The sequence below is a fragment of the Bacillus sp. EB106-04-02-XG92 genome, from assembly GCF_058791995.1.
This window is the reverse complement of sequence record NZ_JBYTEA010000001.1, coordinates 1,012,912-1,034,673: the sequence shown is the minus strand read 5'-3', so window position 1 is coordinate 1,034,673 and position 21,762 is coordinate 1,012,912. Positions and strand designations below refer to the sequence as shown.

Below are 21,762 nucleotides of genomic sequence, written 5' to 3'. Positions count from 1 at the left end.
AAGGAGGGGTAGATCATGAGTTTATTCAAACGGATTAAAAATATAATGAAGAGCCCAGAGCCGCCAAAGCCGGAGAAAAGTTTGGTGACATTAGCTCCTGGCGATATGATTGAAGTTTCATTAGTTATGTACGAATTGACCGGGAAAACGAGTATGCATTCTCGTAAAGAAATTGTTTTGACACTGCAAGACGGGAAAGATATTCGTTATTTAAAAATTGAAGACCGTGAAAATACATATTATAAATTATATACACCAATTGATGGTCGCTTAGATTCGATTGATGAAATTCCGACGACAATTGAAATGGATGATACAGAATACCATATGGAAGAGCAATATAACGGACGTGTTGTCGTGATGGGAAAAACACCATTCGCTGCTTCAGAGGAACAGCATGTATGGGAATTCCAATCAGATAACCGAAAATTATTACGTATTGAATGGCAAAATGGTCGCACAATGATGTATGAGGGAGAAGCAATTATTCCTGCTGATGTACAAATTATAAGAGCAACGTAAGGGGGCGTAATCATGTCAAACCGATTGTTTACCATGATTAAATCGTTCGTGATCCCTATACTTGCTATCGTTATGTTACTTGTTGTTGCTGGATATGCCTTATCAGGTTGTCAAGGCGGACAGACAAAGTCGATTCAAGACCGTTATCCACTAGAATCTGTCGCAAAAGAAGGTAAACAAGAATCTTACGTGTATAGGGCCGCCAATCGGTCAGTTCCTGAAGTCGCAAAGGAACTCATGAATGAAAGAGAACCGAAGCAAGCATCTAAAGAAGACGAAAATCAAATGTTCCTCGTTTATTCTGATAAGATTTATAACTTGCAAAAGGATAAAGAGAAGCCTTCTGATACGTTAATTGAAATAAGTAACAAAGAATTTGTCCGTCAAAATTACCAACCATCCTTCTTGCAAGGATATATTATGGGGAGTATTTTAAACGATATATTCGGTTCACGAAAATCATCATACGGTGATTATCGCGGATATAATGACAGACAAAATCATAAACCGGTTATTCCAGAGAGACCGCCTACGAAAGAAGAAAAGAAAACCCCGCCTCCAATTACGAAGGAAGGGAAAGGGTCTATCATTAAGCGAGGCGATAATGTAGATTCGAAACCTTCCGTAGGAGATACAGGAAGTATTACGAAAAAAGGAAGTAGTACGCCTCCGCCTTCTACTGGAAGCAAAGGGAAAATTACAAAAACGCCAGGTGGCTCGAGCGGATCAGATGTGAAGCCAAAATCATCTATTAAAACCCCGCCAAGGAATACATCTCCTCCGAAAACGAGGATCGGTGGTTCAGGAAAGATTACGAAGAGAAGATAGTTATAAAGACCGAAAAGTGGAATTTGCTTTTCGGTCTTTTTGTTATGGAAATTAATTCCTTGTGGCTGGTACAATTAAGTTATAAGGAGGAGATTATTATGACTATATATAAAAGGTTTAGTTTGATTATGTTCCTCGTCTTATTCCTCAGTTTATTTATTAGCACAACGATGAAATTTCACTTTGTAGTAGGTATTCTATGGATACTATGTACATGTACTCTTTTTCTATATGTTCCGCTTCGTTTTCAACAAGAAGTGCCCGCCTTTCAAAAATACGTAGCATGGATTAAAAGCGGGGGAAGATGGGGCGAGTAAAAATATATTAGCGATTATTGGAATATATCGATCGCAACTCAAAATATATCAGCGATTATTGGAATATATCGACCATAACTCAAAATATATCAGCGATTATTGAAATATATCGACTTACCGACAAAAACTGACAATGGTAAAAGAAGAGGGTGTGCCAAATTGTTGGCACACCCTCTTTATTCATAATGATTAATGAATATCACGTTTCTTAAAGTTACCGCCTTTTACTTCTGCTACGTCATAAACTGTAATAAAGGCATGTGGATCGATTTCATTAATAAGTTCTTTCATTTTACTTTCTTCTAAACGGTTAATTACACAAGAAATTTCTTTGAATTTCTCTCTTGAATAACCACCGTACACTTCGTTATATGTAGCGCTTCGGCCTAAACGGTCGCGAATTGTTTCTACCATTAATTCAGGCTCTTTCGTAATGATTTTAAATGCTTTCGAACCACTTAAACCAACTTCAACGATATGAATCACTTTCGAAGCGATAAAGTAAGCAATTGCTGAAAGGATAGCTCCTTGAAGACCGAATACTGTTGATACGAAAATAAATACGAACATGTTTAAGAATAAAATAAGGTCACTCGTTCCAAAAGGTAACTTACGAGAAAGCAATACAGCTAGCATATCGATTCCATCTAATGCGCCGCCGTTACGTAATGCTAGTCCCATACCGAAACCGATGATAATACCACCAACAACTGTAACAAGTAGTGTATCGCCTTCAATAATAGCTGGTATTCCGTGCATAACAACAGTACCTACTGCTAATGAAGCAATCCCGATAATGGAATAAATAGCAAAGCTTTTACCGATTTGCTTATATCCTAACCAAACGAAAGGAATGTTAATAACTGCGATTAGAGCTCCTAATGGCAATCCAAATAATCTTGAACTAACGATACTTAAACCAGTCACACCACCGTCTGATACGTTATTTGGAATTAATACTGCTTCTAATCCGTACGCTGTGATAAATGCCCCAATAATAATCATCAAAGCTTTAGAAGCGATTTTTAGCTTATTGGGCTTGTTTTTGATAATTTTCTCCATGTAATTTCCTCGTTTCAAACTAGTTTCTTATTTGTTACGTTATTCACACCTAAATTCCATTTTAACATTTAAATTGAAAAATTTCTCCTTTAATGGATGTATGCAGGGGATATTATGACCATATTATCTTTAAAATATTTTTGAAATGAGTATAAGAAATCCCATCCTTTCAAAGGATGGGAGACTATTAAGAAATGATAAAACTAAGCACGGATAGCAATAAAGAGAATCCTAAAATAGCTCCGCAAACTTTCATATGACGTTTACGTCCCATCACAACAATTGCGACATATTCACGAATCATTGCATTAGGCCAGTAATAAAATGCAGTTTTTGATCCAATTCCTTGGCTATTAAGACCTGCTTGCTTTGCATATATACCAGCGCGGAAAAGATGGAAATTATTCGTTGTAAAAATACTTCTATACTTACCTTCAGGCTTTAACGAATCCATAATTTCTTTTGAGAATGACATATTTTGATACGTGTTTACAGATCGATTTTCTTGCACGGTATGTTCAAGTGGAATCCCTTTTTCAACAGCATATTTTTGCATCGCTTCTGCCTCTGGAAGGCCTTCATCTGGACCTTGTCCACCAGAGAAGATGATTGTTGGTGGTGTATTTACAGCGGCTTGTTTCCAGTAAAAGTCGATTGCTTTATGAATACGACTTGCAAGTAAAGGCGGTACTTTATCATTAATTAAGCCGCTACCAAGAACGATGATGAAATCTTGATTACGCCTTGGTCTGTTGAATTGATATAGAAAATAAGCGCTTAAGAAGTTAGATAAGTGTATAAAGAAATATAAGGTTATAAGAGAAATTCCACCAAAAATAGGTTGCAAATGCGGTGAGAAGAAACTTGCTGGACTTATGAAAAGGAATAATATAGAGAATAAAATACCTAAAGCAGCAATAAGTGTTAAACAATTAGTAAAACGTCGTCCTTCTCGTTTCATTAAAATTCTCGCATTCAGAAATAGTCCAAACATTAAAGCAACAACACCGAAAGGAATCATAACGATAAATGCTAAAATAGGTAAGACTATTATGTAGCCTAGTATAGTGTTACTTGAGTCCCAAGAGACAAGTACACAAAACAGAAGGAAAAAACAGAAAAAAGCATTAAATAAAAAGCCGTTTACTATTTTTCGTGGATCCTTTAAGTAAGAGATAAGAAAAATAATAAACAATATAAGAGGGATAATTCCGAAATACATAAATATAGTACACCTCAATTTGTATAATAATTTGACATACCCTCTATATTACATGATTTTATAATTGAAAATGAAAGGAAAAATGATTTCGAATTTTCTCAATAAAACATATAGATACATATGTTACAATGTATGTAAGGCGATATATTAAAAGTAAAATGGTTGAAGAGGCACTCTATGGAGTGTCTTTTCTTTTTGGTATGTAATTGTGCATATTATATTTATTTTCAAGTGAAGAGGATTAAAATATAAGTGGTAGGCAGACTATATAAAGCAGAATTTTATACAAACTTTACCCTCTACTTTTTGTATCTAACAATCTTATAACAATAAATAATTCTGTTTTATAGTGTCTGTTTGTAAAAGTGTCTTCTTTGAAGGCACCTTTTTTTGTTTAGTATAGAATGTTTTTACTGTTTGTATAGTAGAAACTATCTATACTAAACATTAGCAATCTTCCGTATAAATATTATCAATTTACTATATATTCCAGTAATGTTAACCTACATATGAAAGGCTTTCTTTTTCAAAATATTACCCCTAATAAATTTTTGAAGAAGTCAACTGTCTCCAAAATTGCCATTCATGCTTAGCAAAAAAAGAATCCTGCTGGATTCTTTTTTTGTGTTCGACATGATATGACAAATTACATTTTAATAATTTGTTATTATGTTAAATGGTTATTCAGAAAAGAAAAGGGGATTTTAGAATGAATGTAAAGAAAATATTTTTAACAGGTGCGCTTGCCATAACAACTGCATTTACATCTATTGGAACGGCACAAGCAAGTATTATCTTCAAAGATGTTCCAACAGGACACTGGTCTTATAAAGCTATTTTAGATTTAGCAAGTAAAAATATTGTTAGTGGTTACGGAAATGGGATTTTTGGGTTTGGTGATGATGTGACTCGTGAACAAGTTGCTAAGCTTATGTATCTTCAGCTAAAAGTAGAATCGAAAGAGAATTATAATAATCCGTATAAAGATATTAATGAGAATTCAACAAGTTTTAAAAAAGAAATTTTAGCATTAACAGAAATGGGGATTTTTGCGGGGGATGAAAAAGGGAACTTTAGACCAAAAGCTTCCTTGACTCGTCAAGAAATGGCTCAAGTGTTAACAAACGCATATAAATTAGTGGCAAAATCGGAGCATACATTTGTAGATGTAGATAGAAAGTCATGGTCGAATAAAGCCATTAGCGCTGTACAATCTAATAAAATTGCTGCTGGAACAGGTGATAATATGTTTTCACCTAAGATGAACGTAACTCGTGAACAATATGTACAGTTCTTATATAATGCAACATTACCATATGAGGAAAGACCAGGTGCAAATCAAGAACCAAAGCGCTTTGCTAACTGTAAAGAAGCAAACGATGCTGGATATTATGATATTACAAGAGACAGCCCGTATTATGGAAAGCATTTAGATCGTGATGGCGATGGAATTGCTTGTGAGAGAGAGAAGAGCGGTAAATAAGAAAAAGCACTCAATCTGAGTGCTTTTTCTTATTGAAACAAGCTATTTTTTTAGGCGCCTTTCATAAAATAAAAGTAACGAAATGAAGGTAGGTGACAAAATGCCATCAGTTGTGGAAGGTGTTATTATTGAAAATTGTAACGGAACAATTAATTTAGGTGATAAATATAACGTGCAGCCAATTGAAAAAACGAAAGCTTATAATGGATCGGGATCATCGAATACAGGAATAAAAGTACAAACATTTAGTGGTATTAGTACAGCGGATGTAAGGGATAGCGATGCGAATGATCAGGGAATACAATTTACTTTATAGATAGATATGTAAAATTGCATAAAATGATGAACTTGTCCTGTGCTACAATCTAGCTGTGAGCTGTTAATGATTCTTCTGTAGTGTAGTTGTTAGATTAGAAATATAACATCCTATCAAAAATCATACGTAAAAAAGACACTTCAAACGAAGTGTCTTTTTCATTTTAGTGATACCCTTTAGCAGAGTCTTTATGAATTTTATTTTTAAAGATACTGTAGCTCCAAAGTTGATATCCAATAACAATTGGTACCATAACCATTGCCACGAAGAACATAATTTTTAAGTTTAACTCACTACCCGCTGCGTTATATAACGTTGTGCTGTATGCGTCGTTAATACGTGACGGTAACATTCTTGGGAACATGCCTGCAAAGCCAGTCGTCATAAACATTGCGATTGTTAAGCAAACGAATGTGAATGCGAGGCCGATTTTATGTTTGTACACCATAATAAGTGCGAGTACACTCATTAACATGGCGAGTACTGGAAGAATGAATAGTACCGGATATTCCGTGAAGTTTTGGAATAAGTTTGTACGATTTGCAGTTGCTACATAGAAAATAGCTAAAATGATAGCAGCTGCCATTGAAAATGGTCTTGCGATTTTATAAGCACGATCAGATACTTCACCAGTCGTTTTAATCATAACCCAAAGGGCACCAGATACGACGAATATAGCAGTGAAGAACAGACCTCCTAAAATACCGTAATGATTGAGTAAGCTAAATAAATTTCCTTCATAACCATTTTTTCCGATTTGTAGTCCGTAATACAGGTTAGCGAACGTAACTCCGAATAAGAATGCGATTAGGAAACTACCAATTGTAAATGCCCATTTACAAGTTTTTTGCCAAATTGGTGAATCATCTTTATGCATAAATTCAAGTCCAGCAGCACGAGCAAATAGTGCAAGTAATACTAAGAATAACGGTGTATATAGATAACTAAACATATTGGCATATGTGATTGGGAAGGCAGCAAATGTTGCACCACCAGCTGTAATTAACCATACTTCATTACCACCCCAGAAAGGGCCAATTGCTTCTTGTAATTGATTTCGTTCTTGTCGATCTTTCGTAACGAAAGGAAAAATCATTCCGTTACCAAGTGCATACCCATCAAGAATGAAGTAAACTGTCCAAATTACGCCCCATAAACCGAACCAGATGATCGCAAGCATATCATGAGACATGAGCTGTACCTCCTTCAGTAGCAGGCTCTTCTAATGCAGCAGGTCCTTTTTTTGCGAACTTTAGCATTAAGTATACGTCTGCGATTAAAAGTAGAGTATAGAACAAGATTAAACTAATTAATGAGAACCAAATCTGCGGAACAGATATAGGTGATACAGATTCTGCTGTACGCATTAGTTTATAAACTGTCCATGGTTGACGACCTACTTCGGCAACAATCCAACCAGCGTTAATTGCGATATATGGTAGTAAAACAGACCATATTGTAACCTTTAAATAACGTTTTGAGTTTTCTAGTTTTCCTTTTCGGTTTAAATAGAAGCCATACCAAGTTAATGCCATAAAGAACATACCAAGTGCAACCATTAAGCGGAAGCTATAGTACACGAGGTTAACGTTTGGGCGATCTTCTTTTGGAATATCTTTCAAACCAACAATTTCTCCATCAAATGAATTTGTATAGAAGAAACTTCCTAGCTTTGGAATCGTAAGAAATTCAAAGTTCTTTTCGTTTTTCACATCAGGAATTTGAACAATCGAGAATCCTTGTCCTTTTCCAGTTTCCCAAACTGCTTCCATCGCAGCTCCTTTTGCTGGTTGATATTTAGCTGCGGATACACCAGACTGATGCCCCATAAACGGTGTAACAGTTGCAGCGAATAAACCTAACAGTAAACCAAATTTGAATGATTTTTTGAAGAATTCCACTTCATTTTTACGTAATAAATGATAGGCACTAATTGCCATAACGAAGAAAGCACCAACGATATAACAACCAACTACAGTATGGAAGAACATATTCCAAGCATATGGATTCGTAACGAGTGCCCAGAAATCATTTAATTCAGCGCGACCGTTACGTACGACGTAGCCAACCGGATTTTGCATAAAGCCGTTTGCTGTAATAATCCAAAGTGCAGAAATATTTGTTCCAAGTGCAACCATCCACATACAGAAAGCACGGAACTTTGGTGAAATCTTGTCTTTACCGAATAACCATATTCCCATGAAAGTAGATTCTAAGAAGAAGGCAACGAGTGCTTCGATTGCGAGAGGGGATCCGAAAATATCTCCCATATATTTGGAGTACTCAGACCAGTTTGTTCCAAATTGGAATTCCATCGTAATCCCGGTTATAATCCCCATGACGAAGTTAATTGTAAATAATTTACCCCAGAAGTTTGCCATTTTGCGATATGTTGGATTCAATGTGCGGGCGTATTGAGTTTCCATACATGCCACTAAAATAACAAGTCCGATTGTCAAAGGTACAAATAAAAAGTGATAAAAAATAGTAATTGCAAATTGAAAACGACTCAGTAACAGAACGTCGGACATAATAAATATTCACTCCTTTTTTACATTATCTACAATTAGTTTATAGTGAAAATACGTTTTAAATAGAGGGGACTTGTTACAAAGCTGTGTGTATATTTTGAAAGAATTATGTCGATTATCTGAAAATATCCTATTTTTACTATAAAGCGATATCCTTTTTGTGTTTTTCATATTTTGGTACACTATTTATGTAGTGTAAACGAGAGAAAAGAGGGTCCTTTACTATGAAGTCATTAGAAGAGATTTTGCAGTACAATGAAAAATTCGTTGAAGAGAAGAGATATGAAGAGTTTGTAGCAGGGAAATTTCCAAACAAAAAGATGGTCATTATCTCTTGTATGGATACAAGACTTGTTGAACTATTACCGAAAGCAATGAATATGCGTAACGGTGATGTGAAAATTATTAAAGTAGCAGGAGCTGTTATTTCACATCCATTCGGAAGTATTATGCGTAGTATTTTAGTTGCTGTATACGAGCTTGGTGCGGATGAAGTATGTGTAGTTGGTCACCACGATTGCGGTATGGCTAAAATTCAAGCAAGCAGTACAATTGAGAAAATGAAAGAGCGCGGTATAACAGAAGAGAAATTAGATATGCTTCGTTATTCTGGAATCGATTTAGAACAATTCTTGCGCGGTTTCTCTAGTGTAGAAGAAAGTGTAGAACATAGCGTATCAGTACTTCGCAACCACCCATTACTTCCAGAAGAAGTACCTGTTCATGGTCTTGTTATCGATCCTGATACAGGAAAATTAGATTTAGTTGTGAATGGTTACGACAATTAAGAATTTACTTTGTCATCCTTTTTATCTGGGACAGGATCAAATCCTCCTGGGTGGAAAGGGTGACATTTTAATATACGCTTACAAGTAAGCCAAAACCCTTTCAGGGCACCATGTTTTTGAAACGCTTCTAATCCATAATGAGAGCAAGTTGGATAAAAGCGACAAGTTGGTGGGGTCATCGGAGATATGAACTTTTGATAAAAGCGTATAATCCCAATAAAAATCTGTTTCATAACGGTCTCCTTTTCAGCATATTCTTAAAGTATTATAGCACGACTGTACATAATACTTTACTAATGTGCATTTCCATTATATCATATTGGATATAACGGAATTAAATTAAAAGCGGGAGAGATGTTGTATGCCATCAGTAGAAAGCTTTGAATTAGATCATACGATTGTAAAGGCGCCTTATGTAAGACATTGCGGAGTTCACAATGTAGGTAGTGACGGTATTGTAAATAAATTCGATATTCGTTTTTGCCAACCGAATAAACAAGCAATGAAACCAGATGTTATTCATACGTTAGAACATTTATTAGCATTTAATTTACGTAAATATATTGATCGTTATCCGCATTTTGATATTATCGATATTTCACCAATGGGCTGTCAAACAGGATATTATCTTGTAGTAAGCGGAACACCGACAGTTCGAGAAATCATTGATTTATTAGAACTAACATTAAAAGATGCGATTCAAATTACAGAAATTCCAGCTGCAAATGAAACGCAGTGTGGTCAAGCGAAGCTTCACGACTTAGAAGGAGCACAACGCTTAATGAACTTCTGGTTAAGCCAAGATAAAGAGGAACTTGAGAAAGTGTTTGGATAGAAAGAAAAACTGCCTGTGAAAGGGCAGTTTTTTTTTGTAGTACGGTGATAAATGAAATTATATCGACGATTTTTCGAATATATTGAACACGACTTGAAATATATCAACAATTTTTTTAATATATCGACGTTTCGACATTGGATATCGACTTACCGACAAAAACTGACAATATTATGAAAGTATACTAGACACCCCAACATACAAAACAAAAGCAGAACCGAGAAAATAAACAAATGCCTTTGCTTTTTGCCGCTTTTTTATTTCATCAATTCCAAAAAAGATAAACATAATACTCAAAAGGATAAAAACGTATGGTAAAAGCATAAAGAGGTTTGCGAAGAAGCTAACTAGGGCAAGAATAAGAGCGATAGTAGCAAGGATAATTCGAATGTTTTTAAACATATAATCCTCCTTTAAAAGAACATTATAAATGGAATAACAAAAACAATCGTAAAAAGACTTAAACTGATGGTTAGCTGCAATTTTCTTATATGCATTTGAAACTCCTAGTAGAAAGTAACTACCGAGAGACAAAAATTATAATAGCAACAATGAAAGTGAATAAGCCAGAAAAGAAGGAGAGTATACTATGTACTTTCTTTTGTTTCTGTTTTTCTTCTGCACTCATGATGAAGGTTATAATAGATAAGGCGATGAAATGTATTATGAATTTTTCTTGCTGTTTTTTGTATAAGGGTTATCTTCTGGTTTATCAACAGAATGTTTATAAGCGTAGCCTTTGTTAATCGTCATGACGGAGAGTACTAGTATGACTAGGACGATGATAATACCGATAATTAATATTTTCAGCATGAAATCCCTCCTTTTCTTTATTTTACATAATTTTGTATTTGATGAAAACAATAGAAATTAAAAGGATGAAAGAAGGGTGTTACATGGAGACGAAAAAAACATATTATATATCAATAGGAAACGGTCAAATTTCACAAGTGAAGACGGCGGATACGTATAATTTTGAGATTGCCGCAAGTGATGAGGAAATTACGGAGTTAAGAGAGTACTTTGATCAAGCGTATGTAGAAGATTTAGGCTCATTTGTACGTTCTCACGTTCCATTTGTTGAGTATCATCACGATTCAAATAATGACCGATATGATGAACAACTACAAAAAGCATATAAAATGATTTACGATTTAGGAAATCATGAGACGAAAGAATTAGTCGCGCAAATGGGAATAATCAATGGATTATAATTGGATAATATTATGCAGAAAAGCGAGAATATGCTACAATTTGTGGTAGGAAAAACTTGTAACCATCAATAGGGGAGTAATGGCATGTACAAATTTAAAGATTATTACCACAACACTGTACAATTATCGTTTGAACGTTATCCATTTTCTCCTGAGCCAAAGCATGTTTGGGTTGTATGCCGGTACGGGGATCAATGGTTATTAACGCATCATTTACGTCGCGGTCTTGAATTTCCAGGTGGTAAAGTGGAACTCGGGGAAACACCGGAAGAAGCGGCAGTTCGAGAGGTTCATGAAGAAACCGGCGGCATAGTTTCTGATTTAACTTACTTAGGACAATATAAAGTATCTGGAAAAGACAAAATAATCATTAAAAACATTTATTTTGCAACAATTAGTGCGGTAGAAGAACATACGCATTACGAAGAAACGAAAGGATCTGTTTTATTAACAGAAATTCCTGACAACATTAAAACGGATAGAAAATTTAGCTTTATAATGCGCGACGATGTATTGGCGCGTACGATGAAACATATAGAAGAAATCGGCTGTTTTACGAAGTAAAGTGGCCGGTTTCTTTTTTTGTGGGCAAGAATGAATGTAAATATATCTTTACATTATTTTGGGTATATTATACAATTTTGTAAAGATATATTTGCATTTTAGGAGGGGGAAGATGGATAACAGAAAAGAAACGACTGTTACTGTTTCGATGGTTAAATTAAATATCTATGCACTTCTTATAATATTCGCTTTGGCGTTTGGAATTGGTTATTTGCATATATTTCTTTCAGGCGGGGTGCAATTTGAATTTACATTGCCCGTTATGTTTCTTTTGATTATTGGAATGATTGTTTTCGTTTGTATTCATGAGGCAATACATTTAATTGGATTTCGTTATATCGGAGGTGTTCCGTGGAGTGAACTAACATGGGGCGTCAATTGGAAATTAGGTGTAGCATACGCTCATTCTAAAAAAGAAATTACAGTAAAGCAAATGAAGAAAGTGTTAATGTTACCGTTTTTACCGACTGGAATTTTGCCAATTGTATTGGGATTAGTTATGAATCTGGAGCCACTCTCATTTTTAGGAATTTTACTAACAGCGAGTTGTATCGGTGACATTGCCTTATATCAAAAAGTTTCAAAGTTTCCAGATGATGCGCAAGTTAAAGATCATCCGAGTAAACCGCAGTTTACTGTATATGAATCATAAAGGAAGAGGAGGCGTCCGGGAAACGAAGCCTCCTTTTACTATTGTCTTGTTTTTGTCTCTATCTCTAAAAACGAAAGCACCTCCAACAAATCATCCACCACACGCGAATGCTCAAAATCACCCCAAAATGAATCTCTTTTCCAAACACCAAGAATCCCTACTTGTTCAGAACCCAGTACATCATTTTCAGGGTGATCCCCAACGTAAAGACATTCTTCTGCCTTCACATCTAGCTATTTTAAAGCTCGTTCGAAAATTTCAGGATGTGGTTTTTTTATTCCTTCCGCTTCTGAAACGAGAATTGTATTTGTATACGTATGTATGTTTAGTGCACGAAGATTGTTCATTTGAAAGTCAGTAAAGCCGTTTGTTATAATACCAATTTTAATATTTCGCTGTGTTAACTGTTGAAGTAGTTCATGCATGTTTTGGAAAGGAATACAATGATGTTGAAAGTTAGTAATGTAGTCGTGCAGTAGTTGCTCTGGCGTTAAAGTAGTAATGTTGTATTCGTAAAGGAGAGTAGCATATACTTTATCTTTCCATGTATAGCCATTATTATCGAGTTCAAGAAACCGAGAACAATACTCTGATTTTTCTATGCTCATTAAGTGAGAGGGAAAGCGATTATATTGATCATGAATAAATTGTTCTAGAGATTGGCGCCGATCTAATAGTGTTCCATCTAAGTCGAATAGGACTGCTCGAATCATGGGTAACCTCCTTGCAATTTTTATAATTAATTATCGCATATTCGTTAAAAAGAGATTATTATATTTTTGTAGAATGGAATGATGGAGGAGTGTATGAAGAGACTGTATGGCAAGTTAGTAGGGGTTATCGTTGCAATCGGCTTACTAGCAGGATGCGAAAGTTCTATGAAGAGTGTGAAAGAAAAAGAAGTGTGTAAAACGGACGAAGAATGTGTGGAAATAGGAGATAAGAAACTTCAAAAAGTATATAAAAAAATAGATGGATTATCTGAGCTTGAAGCAGTAGAAGATTATGAAATAGAAGAGCATGAAAGTGCGGATATGAAAGAGGCAGAGCAGAAAAAAGAAGATGATGATGAAAATTATTTCTTTTTAGCTTCTTATTATATTGATGGTGATGAAATTGTAGATCCTTATTTTGAAAAAATAGAACGGAAACGTTTAAATAAAGTATTTGCTGAAGATAAAGAAGCGAAAGAAGAGGTGCTACAACAACGTCAAGATAGAGGGTATCATGAAGATTTATGGGATATGTATCGCACGCTTATTCCAGCTAAATATCGCGGGAATATAACAGAATTTGATTTAATAACGGATGGTTATGACGGTGTTGTTGCTCACGTTATGCCTAGTATAGAGAATCAGAAAGATTGGACTCTTAGCTTAGATACGCTTGATTCTGCGGTAAATATCGATGAAGTGATGAAAACATTAATTCATGAGACGGCTCACGTATTAACGCTCGGGCATAAGCAAATACCAGTAGATGAAAACTATGTAAAGGATTTTGAAGAGGATAAAGATATTTTGACGTACCGAAATAAATGCGGCAATCTTTTCTTACAAGAGGGATGTGCGAAGGAAAACTCTTATATTAATCAATTTTATAATTCTTTCTGGAAGCCTATTGAGCAGGAGTGGACAGAAAAGAAAGTAGAAGAAAGTGAAGCAACGCAAATTGAATTTTTTAAAGAAAAACATGATGAGTTTGTATCACAGTATGGAACGACAAATGTAGCAGAAGATATTGCAGATACATTTACAGCATTTATTTTGCAAGATTCAAAAAAGGTGAAAGAAGGATCGGAGTTAAAGTATAAAAAAATTGCCTTTTTCTATCAATTCCCTGAGCTTGTAAAAATGAGAGCGGAAGTGTTGGCAGGATTATATGATGTTTCGAAAACGACAGAACAGCAAAGTGGACAATAATGTGAGTGATATATTGTAGCTAAGAAAACGTAAAGAATTTTAATTCTTTGCGTTTTTTATGTTTATAAAATTGAAAATTCTGTCTTTTTTTCTAAAAAAGAAGAAGGAACTGAAGTTTTAAAAGAGAATTAGTATAAAAATGTCACAAATTAGACACAATTATAATGCGCATATTGTAGGGACTATAAGTTTACTCTCGAGGAGGTAATGAAACGTATGAAAACGATTCTTGCGGTTGCTGGTCTCATTTGGGTAATGTCTCACGGTTTTCCGATTTTTGAAGGAGAGCAAATTCGTAGTGCATTAAATAAAAAGTATGATGATTATCATGTAATAGATCGAAAAGAAAATGTCGTTACAGTACGTGTGAAAGATTGTTTCCATACAGTTACCGTTGCGAATGGCAACGTTACAAATGAAACAAAGATGTGTGATAAAAGGTAAAGAAAAAAGCTGACTATAGTCTATCGCTCTAAGTCAGCTTTTTTTTCGTTTTCCAATTAGAAGTTTTTCAAATGCCTCAACAAACACATACATAAGTGTTGCGAGGACGCACGTGAGTAGTACGCTCAGTAATACGAGCGTGAAATTAAACACTTGGAATCCGTAGCTAATTAAGTAACCAAGACCTTGTTTAGAGACGAGAAGTTCGCCGAATATAACACCGACCCATGATAATCCAACGTTCACTTTTAACGTTGAAATAATTGCTGGGAAGGATGCTGGGAGTATGACTTGCTTATAACATTGCCATTTATTTGCGCCAAATGTGTCCATCACTTTTATATAGTTAGAATCGACTTCTTGAAATGCGCTGTAAATAACGAGAATGGTAATGATGATGGAAATGATTACGCCCATTGCAATCGACGAAGAAATATTTGGACCGAAGATTACAATGATAATCGGACCAAGTGCCACTTTTGGCATGGCGTTTAGGACTACGAGATAGGGATCGAGTACGCGGGCGAGAAGCGGTATCCACCAAAGGAAAGTAGCGATAATAGCGCCGAGCACTGTTCCAAGAATGAAGCCTACTCCCGTTTCAAGTAATGTCGTCCATATGTGGACCCAAAGGGAACCGTCAAGCCATTTACTAAGGAAGAGATCCCAAATGCTTGAAGGAGAGCTAAAGAGTAATGGATCAATCCACTCTTTTTTGCTAGCTATTTCCCATAGTGCAAAGAAAAGAATGAGCAGTAAAAGCTGTAGTGATCGAGCTAACCATGCGCGCTTGCGTTCTTTCTTCCGAAACTGTTCATGCAGTTGCTTTATATTATCCAAGTCGCTCCAGCTCCTTCCATATATCTTGGAAGAGGGATGGGAAGTCATGGTGATGGCGTGATTCTAACGGTGATAAGGAGCGGATGCTTTCTGGGACGATAAATGTTTTTGCAATTTTCCCAGGGTTCGCTTGTAGTAAATAAATACGATCACTCATCGCAATGGCTTCTTCGATATCATGTGTCACGAGTAGTGACGTTTTCTTATATTTGCGTAGTAAGCTGAAAACGAGATCTTCTAGTTTCAATTTCGTTTGATAATCGAGCGCCGAGAATGGCTCATCTAGCAATAAAATTTTCGGATCGGTCGCTAATGTTCGAACGAGAGCGGCGCGTTGACGCATACCGCCGGACAGTTCACGAGGGTATTGCTCTTCTACATCATGTAGACCGACTTGCTTTAAAAGTTTTAAAGTATGTTCTTTCGTCTGTTCATTGTAAATTTTTCGGATGTGAAGTCCAAGCATAATATTTTCTTCAATTGTTTTCCAAGGGAACAAGTAATCTTGCTGCAACATGTACCCCATAGATGAAGTTTTCGTTGTAATGGGCTCACCATCTAAAAAGACGATACCTTCAATTGGATCAAGTAGCCCAGCAATAATGGAGAGGAGTGTCGTTTTGCCGCAACCACTTGGACCGAGTATAGAAATAAATTCGCCTTCTTCCACTTGTAAGCTCATATCTTCGAGAATCAGTTTGGCATTCTCTTTTGCGAAAAAGCAGTGAGAAACGTTACGTATTTGTAAAAAGCTCATACACTTCGCCTCTATTTCTTAATAACGCTTTCGGCAATTTTTGTATTGACGAGCGCTTCATGTGGAACTTCTTTTTGTAATTCGCCAGCGTCTTTCATAATCGTTTGGAGCTGTTTCCATTCTTCAGCATCTAATAGCGGATTTGTCGCATAAGAATGTTGCTTTTTATAACGTTCAATTACCTTTACTGTAATATCCTTTGAGGTGTCTTTAAATAAAGGGGAAACGGCATCAGCAATCTCTTCTGGGCTATGTGTATCAACCCATTGCTGCGCTTTATAGAGAGCACGCGTGAACTTTTCAGCAGCATTTTTATCTTTCTTTAAGAAACTTTCTTTTGCCATGAACGTTGTATAAGGAACAGTACCAGATTCATTTCCGAACGAAGCGACAATATAACCTTTTCCTTCTTTTTCAAATATACTTGCAGTCGGTTCAAAGAGCTGTACAAATTCTCCTGTACCAGATGCAAAGGCATTTGCAATGTTAGCAAATTCGATGTTTTGGATTAAGTTCGTGTCTTTATGCGGATCAATACCATTTTTCTTTAAAACGTATTCTCCAACCATTTGCGGCATGCCGCCTTTACGCTGTCCTAAAAACGTAACATCTTTTACATCATTCCAATTAAAAGAGTCTAATTTTTTACGCGAAACTAAAAAGGTTCCATCTGTTTGTGTAAGTTGTGCGAAGTTAATGACAGGGTCTTTAGCACCTTGTTGATGAACGTAAATGGACGTTTCTGAACCGACGAGAGCAATATCAATGCCACCAGATAATAGGGCGGTCATCGTTTTATCTCCGCCGGCTGTTGTTTGTAGGTCAATATTTAACCCTTCCTCTTTAAAAAATCCTTTTTCAATCCCAACATATAACGGAGCATAGAAGAGAGAATGGGTAACTTCGCCGATGCGAATGTTTTGCGTTTGTTCTTTCGTACCTTCTTTTTTACTACTGCAAGCAGCAAATGTGAAAACAGCTAGTAACATGATACAAAAAACAGCTATTAATTTTTTCACTATATAACACCTCCTAGAAGTCACTCTACAAGCATGATATGTAGGTAAGTGCCCATATGTGAGTGTAGATAGCAGGAATTTTTTGGATGATAAAGAAGTACAAATATAAGGGGTGATAAAATGGAGTACGAATATGATGATAGCGTACATTTACATCTTGATTATTTCGGAGCAGAATGCGATATGGAATCGATTGCTTATAAAAGGAAGAATGAAGACGTATGGGATGTGTATTTTAATTTTGGAGCATATGGTCTTCAGAAAGGTGAGATCGAGACAGGTAGATTTATGGACGAATATGCTGGTCATTACGTTTTTTCTGTACATGCCCGTGATCTTAGCTGGGAATTTGGAAGTGCTCAGTTTGAAGAGTGGGTTTTGAGGAATCAAATAGTAGAAAAATCACTGCAAAAATAGGGAGGAATTTTGTGGTCGATTTTCTCATTTTATTGTGTATTTTCGTAGTCGGATTTTTTATTATGCAAGTACTCGTTTACCGATTTGCAAAGAAAAACATCCAAAAATATACAAAGAAAAAATGGATTCATATGTGGCTAGAGATGAATATGAAAAAGGGCCCGAGATTAGACCTTTTTGATTTTGTAGTTATCGTATTTGTATGTATTATATGGAAAGTATGGATGTATCCTCTTCTATAATAAATATAATCATGTCTGTTAAAATGAAGGAGAACCTATCAGTGTTGGTAGGTTCTTTTCTTATGGTAATAGTTTTGTGAAGCATAGTTCATTTATGCTATTAGAATATAGAGCGAAGAAGTTTTATCCAGTTCAATCCTGAACGGCCCTAGCTAATTAAAGTTTCACTGTATTTTTAAGGGGAAATTAAGGATACATGTGTATATTACAAGCACATAGGGAGACTAGCTGCATACAAATATGGTATTTTGTATAAGACAATATGTTTGTGGATGCGAGACGAAGGGGTAAAGGAAAGAGGGAATAAATTGCGTTTTAATGTTTTTACACAGCGACGAAGAAGAGATGAATTTCATTTTAGTTTTTCGGCTCAGCAACCGAGAAATAATCTATTAATTTCTATCATTCTTAGTGGAATGTGGGCGATCTGTTTAGAAACGCTATTCTTTGTTATGTTAAGGTCTTTCGAATTTGAGAGAACGAAAGAATTTTTCAATGGAACAATACAGCTAAGTATACTCATTATCATTTTGTGGGGGGTACTACTGTACACCATTCATTTAAATAAAGGTATTGGTCATAAGCTTAGGCCGGCTATTCGAGTTTATGTCGTATTATTTTTAATTGCTCATACAATGAGTTGGATGTATATCATGATACAGGAGGATATGAGCCTTCTACTAGTAAATACGTGGGTGTATTTACAAAATGGACAGTATATATTAAGTCTGTTATTTATTTATCTTGTATACGTTTTTGCTTATAATTTGCTTGGCAGAATTTTCTTGAGTACAACGCTAACAAGTATAATCTTACTTATTTTTGTTCTAGTGAATCATTTTAAAATTATGTTTAGAGGAGATCCATTCTATCCGTCTGATTTCACTCAGATTGGTCATATGGATTCCGTTATACCGATGGTTATGGACTCCTTTACCTTTTGGAATATGTTTCTTGTAATAGTAGGTATCGTTCTGTGTATATTTGTATTCATGTATATAAGAAGGTATATTCCAGTTATAAAATCTCATATTATTATGAGGATTATTTTAATCTGTGGCTCTGCATTTATGTTGTATGCGTATAGCAACTATCCTAATACCTTTATGAATAATGTTTTTCAAAGAGGCGGGGTAGATATTCGGCCGTGGAATCAAGTTGGAAATTATAATGCAAATGGTTTTGTTATAGGATTTTTAAGTAACTTAGATACGACAGTCATCAAAGAGCCAGAGGAATATTCAAAGGAAAAAACGCAGCAGATTGCAAAGGATATAGAGAAGAAATATGGCGGTAAAGTAAAAGTACAAAAAAAAGCAGAGAAGCCGAACATTATATTTATTATGAGCGAAGCATTCTGGGATCCGACAAAATTAACGAATCTCTCATTTAGCGAAGATCCAGTGCCGAATTTACACCATTATACAGAGGATTTCCCAGGGGGACAAACGATATCTCCTACATTTGGAGGGAATACAGCGAATACAGAATTTGAAGCATTAACGAGTTACTCGATGAGTCTCTTAATGCCTGGTTCTATACCATATCAACAAGCTATCCCAAGTCAGAAAGAAGTTCCATCTATTGCAAGTGAATTGAAAAAGCAAGGGTATTATACAAGTGCAATTCATGCTTTCAATCGATCATTTTATAAACGGGACGATGTATATAAAACATTGGGATTTGATAATTTTAATGCAGAAGACACGATGAAAAATACAGAAACAGTTGGAGAGAATATTAGTGATTTATCTATGAGTAAAGAAATCTTAGATGAATTAAAGAAGAGAAAACAGCCTACGTTTATTCATGCAGTGACGATGCAAAATCATTTTCCATATACGCCAAATATGTTTGGAGAAAATAAAGTAGAAATTAGTGGATTAACAGAAGAGGAATCAAAGGCAGAATTAGAAGCATATACAGAAGGTGTAAGACTGTCTGATGAAGCGTTGCAATATTTAATCGAGCAGCTTAACGATTTAGACAGGCCTACTTTAGTAGTCTTCTTTGGAGATCATTTACCTCTGTTAGGTACTAATAAATCTATTTATAAAGAAGCAGGATATATAGAAAATGAAGAGACGGTAAGAGAAAGATTAATTATGTCAGAAACACCATTGTTAATGTATGCGAATTACGATTTGCCAAATGACAATTTGGGTTTAGTAAGTCCAATTTATTTTTCTAGTCTTGTTTTTGATTATGCAGGATTAAATCAATCACCATTTTATCAATTTTTATCAAAAATGCATAAAGAAATACCTGTTCTTCGAGATGAGTTAAAGGTTAATAAAGATGGAGAAGAGATAACAGATTTAACGAAAGAACAAAAAGAAATGTTAGAGCAATATAAAATGATCCAATATGATTTACTTGCTGGAAAACAGTATAGTAAAGATATACTGTTTAAATAGAAAACAAAAAGAACTTGTATAAAGATACAAGTTCTTTTTTTAGTATTTAACGGGGTAACCAGACAAGCTGGGGTTAGGGAGTATTACCTGTACATTTAGTATAAATGAAAATGTAATCGTTTTATTGAGTGATTTGTGAGAAATATGTGAATTTTGTTTTTTGAAAACTGCATTCCTATTACACGATTTAGCATAAATTTTTTACGAATTTAAAAACTTTATAAGTTCTTCATTTAATTCATCCGCTTGATCGATTGGAGAGCCGTGACCACTATTTGTAAGAGGGTGTAACTGAGAATGTTTAATCCGCTTTTGTGTGAGTTCAGCGCTTTTGTATGGGATAAGCTGATCGTGAATACCGTGAAATATTTTTGTTGGGACGTTAATTTTACTTAAATCTTTCGTTACGTCTTCATTTGCTGCTGCTTGCAATATTTTGATGAGAGCGTAGGAAGCAGACTGCATACCGAGGTAAGAAAACCATTCTAGCGTAGCAGACCCTAAATTTCTATTGAAAAATGATAAAGATACATCATTTAAAAATTTAGGCATATTGGCATACATTTGATTAATAAGGGCATCTGCTTGTTCTTTTGGGACACCGTAGGGAGATTCTTCATTTTTAACGAAAGAGGGGGAAACGGCATCGACTAATACAAGTTTAGAAATACGATGACCATTATAGCGAGACATGTACCGAATAGAAAGAGCACCACCTACTGAAAACCCGACTAATGTAGCATTTTCGACTTGAAGTGCCTCTAGAACAATGGCGATATCGTCTGCTAAACGATCGTATGTGTAGCCAGTCCACGGTTTATCAGATTGCCCGTTCCCACGTATATCCATAGCGATGCAGCGGAAACCGTGCTGTGGTAACACATTGAGTTGGTATTGGTACATTTGATGATTTAAAGGCCAGCCATGGACGAAGAAAACAGTTTTACTACCGGGGCCAGGATTAACGTCTTGCACAAAAATATGCACATCTTTCTCGACGGTAACAAACATAAATGATCCTCCTATTCATACGCTCTTTCCAAAAAGCGTTGTTGTGCTTTTTTATCCCGCATTTAACGGGCAGTAAGACCCCCACCTCAAAATTCAGCTAAAGCAAAGAAGTTAGGTGGGGGATCAACTGCCCGTAAAAGCCCGATTGGTTCAACTAATAATCAGTGGGGGATGAACAAAACCCCCACTGATTAAAGTTTCACTTTATTTTTTTGTACCAATAATATAACTATTATTGTTTATAGCTTTTATGCTTATATATAGTCTGAAGATACTTTGCTTTTGGAATGATTTCCCTCAAATGTTCGATTTATCTTTGTTTGTCTATGAAAATCATTTATTATAATAAATGGTATTCT

At 35.4% G+C, this 21,762-nt stretch carries 26 protein-coding genes and 1 pseudogene; 15 read left to right on the top strand and 12 right to left on the bottom strand.

The genetic code is table 11. From position 1 onward, the window contains the following. Window positions 1-15 precede the first annotated feature (15 nt). The 3 genes from AC3WVA_RS05530 to AC3WVA_RS05520 all read left to right on the top strand — a co-directional run bounded on the left by AC3WVA_RS05530 (window position 16) and on the right by AC3WVA_RS05520 (window position 1,667). Window positions 16-522 (top strand): DUF4178 domain-containing protein, encoded by a 507-nt coding sequence (locus AC3WVA_RS05530; protein ID WP_098520397.1) that lies wholly within the window; start codon window positions 16-18, stop codon window positions 520-522. Between the two features lie 12 nt (window positions 523-534). Continuing rightward, a complete protein-coding gene (locus AC3WVA_RS05525; RefSeq protein ID WP_492321818.1) occupies window positions 535-1,350 on the top strand; it encodes a DUF4247 domain-containing protein in 816 nt (271 codons plus the stop codon). 98 nt (window positions 1,351-1,448) lie between these two features. Next, window positions 1,449-1,667 carry a hypothetical protein gene (locus tag AC3WVA_RS05520; protein WP_098346795.1) on the top strand — a complete coding sequence of 73 codons (219 nt, stop codon included), beginning with the start codon at window positions 1,449-1,451 and terminating at the stop codon, window positions 1,665-1,667. A 189-nt stretch (window positions 1,668-1,856) separates the two neighbouring features. Here AC3WVA_RS05520 and AC3WVA_RS05515 read toward each other — a convergent pair whose 3' ends face one another. Together AC3WVA_RS05515 and AC3WVA_RS05510 are read right to left on the bottom strand one after the other, a co-directional pair. Further along, window positions 1,857-2,729: a YitT family protein gene (locus AC3WVA_RS05515; protein ID WP_000411244.1), complete on the bottom strand. Its 873-nt coding sequence runs from the start codon at window positions 2,727-2,729 to the stop codon at window positions 1,857-1,859. Between the two features lie 187 nt (window positions 2,730-2,916). After that, window positions 2,917-3,951 carry a YdcF family protein gene (locus AC3WVA_RS05510; RefSeq protein ID WP_048529569.1) on the bottom strand — a complete coding sequence of 345 codons (1,035 nt, stop codon included), beginning with the start codon at window positions 3,949-3,951 and terminating at the stop codon, window positions 2,917-2,919. 709 nt (window positions 3,952-4,660) lie between these two features. On the opposite strand from AC3WVA_RS05510, the gene AC3WVA_RS05505 reads away from it, so the two are divergent. After that, on the top strand, window positions 4,661-5,434 hold the full coding sequence (locus tag AC3WVA_RS05505) for an S-layer homology domain-containing protein (RefSeq protein WP_048529568.1): 774 nt from the start codon (window positions 4,661-4,663) through the stop codon (window positions 5,432-5,434). Window positions 5,435-5,516: 82 nt separating this feature from the next. Then, window positions 5,517-5,750, top strand: coding sequence for a spore germination protein (locus tag AC3WVA_RS05500; protein ID WP_048529562.1), 234 nt, complete (start codon window positions 5,517-5,519; stop codon window positions 5,748-5,750). A gap of 163 nt (window positions 5,751-5,913) precedes the next feature. Here AC3WVA_RS05500 and cydB read toward each other — a convergent pair whose 3' ends face one another. Further along, complete coding sequence (gene cydB, locus AC3WVA_RS05495; protein WP_048529560.1) at window positions 5,914-6,942, bottom strand: cytochrome d ubiquinol oxidase subunit II; 1,029 nt, start codon at window positions 6,940-6,942, stop codon at window positions 5,914-5,916. Further along, a complete protein-coding gene (gene cydA, locus AC3WVA_RS05490) occupies window positions 6,932-8,281 on the bottom strand; it encodes a cytochrome ubiquinol oxidase subunit I (RefSeq protein ID WP_048529557.1) in 1,350 nt (449 codons plus the stop codon). The genes cydB and cydA overlap by 11 nt, the downstream gene beginning before the upstream one ends. A gap of 224 nt (window positions 8,282-8,505) precedes the next feature. On the opposite strand from cydA, the gene AC3WVA_RS05485 reads away from it, so the two are divergent. Next, window positions 8,506-9,069, top strand: coding sequence for a beta-class carbonic anhydrase (locus AC3WVA_RS05485; RefSeq protein ID WP_078385046.1), 564 nt, complete (start codon window positions 8,506-8,508; stop codon window positions 9,067-9,069). Here the strand turns inward: AC3WVA_RS05485 and yidD are convergent. Next, window positions 9,066-9,302, bottom strand: a complete 237-nt coding sequence (yidD, locus tag AC3WVA_RS05480) for a membrane protein insertion efficiency factor YidD (RefSeq protein ID WP_000809334.1) — start codon at window positions 9,300-9,302, stop codon at window positions 9,066-9,068. The two genes, AC3WVA_RS05485 and yidD, sit on opposite strands and share 4 nt — an antisense overlap. A gap of 128 nt (window positions 9,303-9,430) precedes the next feature. Between yidD and luxS the strand changes: the two genes are divergently transcribed. Further along, window positions 9,431-9,904 carry an S-ribosylhomocysteine lyase LuxS gene (gene luxS / locus AC3WVA_RS05475; protein WP_098346796.1) on the top strand — a complete coding sequence of 158 codons (474 nt, stop codon included), beginning with the start codon at window positions 9,431-9,433 and terminating at the stop codon, window positions 9,902-9,904. 171 nt (window positions 9,905-10,075) lie between these two features. On the opposite strand, the gene AC3WVA_RS05470 is transcribed toward luxS, so the two are convergent. Further along, window positions 10,076-10,306, bottom strand: a complete 231-nt coding sequence (locus AC3WVA_RS05470) for a YczI family protein (RefSeq protein WP_048529553.1) — start codon at window positions 10,304-10,306, stop codon at window positions 10,076-10,078. 261 nt (window positions 10,307-10,567) lie between these two features. Next, window positions 10,568-10,717, bottom strand: coding sequence for a YtzI protein (gene ytzI, locus AC3WVA_RS05465; protein ID WP_000912935.1), 150 nt, complete (start codon window positions 10,715-10,717; stop codon window positions 10,568-10,570). Window positions 10,718-10,800: 83 nt separating this feature from the next. Here ytzI and AC3WVA_RS05460 point away from each other — a divergent pair, with 83 nt between their 5' ends. The 3 genes from AC3WVA_RS05460 to AC3WVA_RS05450 all read left to right on the top strand — a co-directional run bounded on the left by AC3WVA_RS05460 (window position 10,801) and on the right by AC3WVA_RS05450 (window position 12,334). Next, window positions 10,801-11,118, top strand: coding sequence for a hydrolase (locus AC3WVA_RS05460; protein WP_098346797.1), 318 nt, complete (start codon window positions 10,801-10,803; stop codon window positions 11,116-11,118). 84 nt (window positions 11,119-11,202) lie between these two features. Beyond that, window positions 11,203-11,682 (top strand): antimutator 8-oxo-(dGTP/GTP)ase, encoded by a 480-nt coding sequence (gene mutTA / locus AC3WVA_RS05455; RefSeq protein ID WP_048529549.1) that lies wholly within the window; start codon window positions 11,203-11,205, stop codon window positions 11,680-11,682. Between the two features lie 112 nt (window positions 11,683-11,794). Then, a complete protein-coding gene (locus tag AC3WVA_RS05450) occupies window positions 11,795-12,334 on the top strand; it encodes a DUF3267 domain-containing protein (RefSeq protein ID WP_001971365.1) in 540 nt (179 codons plus the stop codon). A 38-nt stretch (window positions 12,335-12,372) separates the two neighbouring features. On the opposite strand, the pseudogene AC3WVA_RS05445 reads toward AC3WVA_RS05450, so the two are convergent. Next, window positions 12,373-13,047, bottom strand: a pseudogene (locus AC3WVA_RS05445) (HAD family hydrolase). A 93-nt stretch (window positions 13,048-13,140) separates the two neighbouring features. On the opposite strand from AC3WVA_RS05445, the gene AC3WVA_RS05440 reads away from it, so the two are divergent. Both AC3WVA_RS05440 and AC3WVA_RS05435 read left to right on the top strand, forming a co-directional pair. Then, on the top strand, window positions 13,141-14,256 hold the full coding sequence (locus tag AC3WVA_RS05440) for a zinc metalloprotease (protein WP_492321817.1): 1,116 nt from the start codon (window positions 13,141-13,143) through the stop codon (window positions 14,254-14,256). A 216-nt stretch (window positions 14,257-14,472) separates the two neighbouring features. Further along, window positions 14,473-14,700 carry a hypothetical protein gene (locus AC3WVA_RS05435; protein WP_000849119.1) on the top strand — a complete coding sequence of 76 codons (228 nt, stop codon included), beginning with the start codon at window positions 14,473-14,475 and terminating at the stop codon, window positions 14,698-14,700. A 33-nt stretch (window positions 14,701-14,733) separates the two neighbouring features. On the opposite strand, the gene AC3WVA_RS05430 is transcribed toward AC3WVA_RS05435, so the two are convergent. The 3 genes from AC3WVA_RS05430 to AC3WVA_RS05420 are packed head-to-tail and all read right to left on the bottom strand — an operon-like array spanning window position 14,734 to window position 17,316. Continuing rightward, window positions 14,734-15,540 (bottom strand): ABC transporter permease, encoded by an 807-nt coding sequence (locus AC3WVA_RS05430; protein ID WP_098346800.1) that lies wholly within the window; start codon window positions 15,538-15,540, stop codon window positions 14,734-14,736. Next, on the bottom strand, window positions 15,533-16,297 hold the full coding sequence (locus tag AC3WVA_RS05425) for an ABC transporter ATP-binding protein (protein WP_098346801.1): 765 nt from the start codon (window positions 16,295-16,297) through the stop codon (window positions 15,533-15,535). Before AC3WVA_RS05425 ends, AC3WVA_RS05430 begins: the two co-directional genes overlap by 8 nt. A gap of 11 nt (window positions 16,298-16,308) precedes the next feature. Further along, a complete protein-coding gene (locus tag AC3WVA_RS05420; RefSeq protein ID WP_141539485.1) occupies window positions 16,309-17,316 on the bottom strand; it encodes an ABC transporter substrate-binding protein in 1,008 nt (335 codons plus the stop codon). A gap of 120 nt (window positions 17,317-17,436) precedes the next feature. Between AC3WVA_RS05420 and AC3WVA_RS05415 the strand changes: the two genes are divergently transcribed. The 3 genes from AC3WVA_RS05415 (at window position 17,437) to AC3WVA_RS05405 (ending at window position 20,392) form a co-directional block, all read left to right on the top strand. After that, entirely contained in the window at window positions 17,437-17,733 is a 297-nt protein-coding gene (locus AC3WVA_RS05415; RefSeq protein WP_048529538.1) for a DUF3986 family protein, read from the top strand. Window positions 17,734-17,744: 11 nt separating this feature from the next. Then, window positions 17,745-17,975, top strand: coding sequence for a hypothetical protein (locus AC3WVA_RS05410; protein ID WP_048529536.1), 231 nt, complete (start codon window positions 17,745-17,747; stop codon window positions 17,973-17,975). Window positions 17,976-18,247: 272 nt separating this feature from the next. Further along, entirely contained in the window at window positions 18,248-20,392 is a 2,145-nt protein-coding gene (locus AC3WVA_RS05405; RefSeq protein WP_128975638.1) for an LTA synthase family protein, read from the top strand. Between the two features lie 201 nt (window positions 20,393-20,593). Here AC3WVA_RS05405 and AC3WVA_RS05400 read toward each other — a convergent pair whose 3' ends face one another. After that, on the bottom strand, window positions 20,594-21,403 hold the full coding sequence (locus AC3WVA_RS05400) for an alpha/beta fold hydrolase (RefSeq protein WP_048529531.1): 810 nt from the start codon (window positions 21,401-21,403) through the stop codon (window positions 20,594-20,596). Window positions 21,404-21,762: the final 359 nt, after the last annotated feature.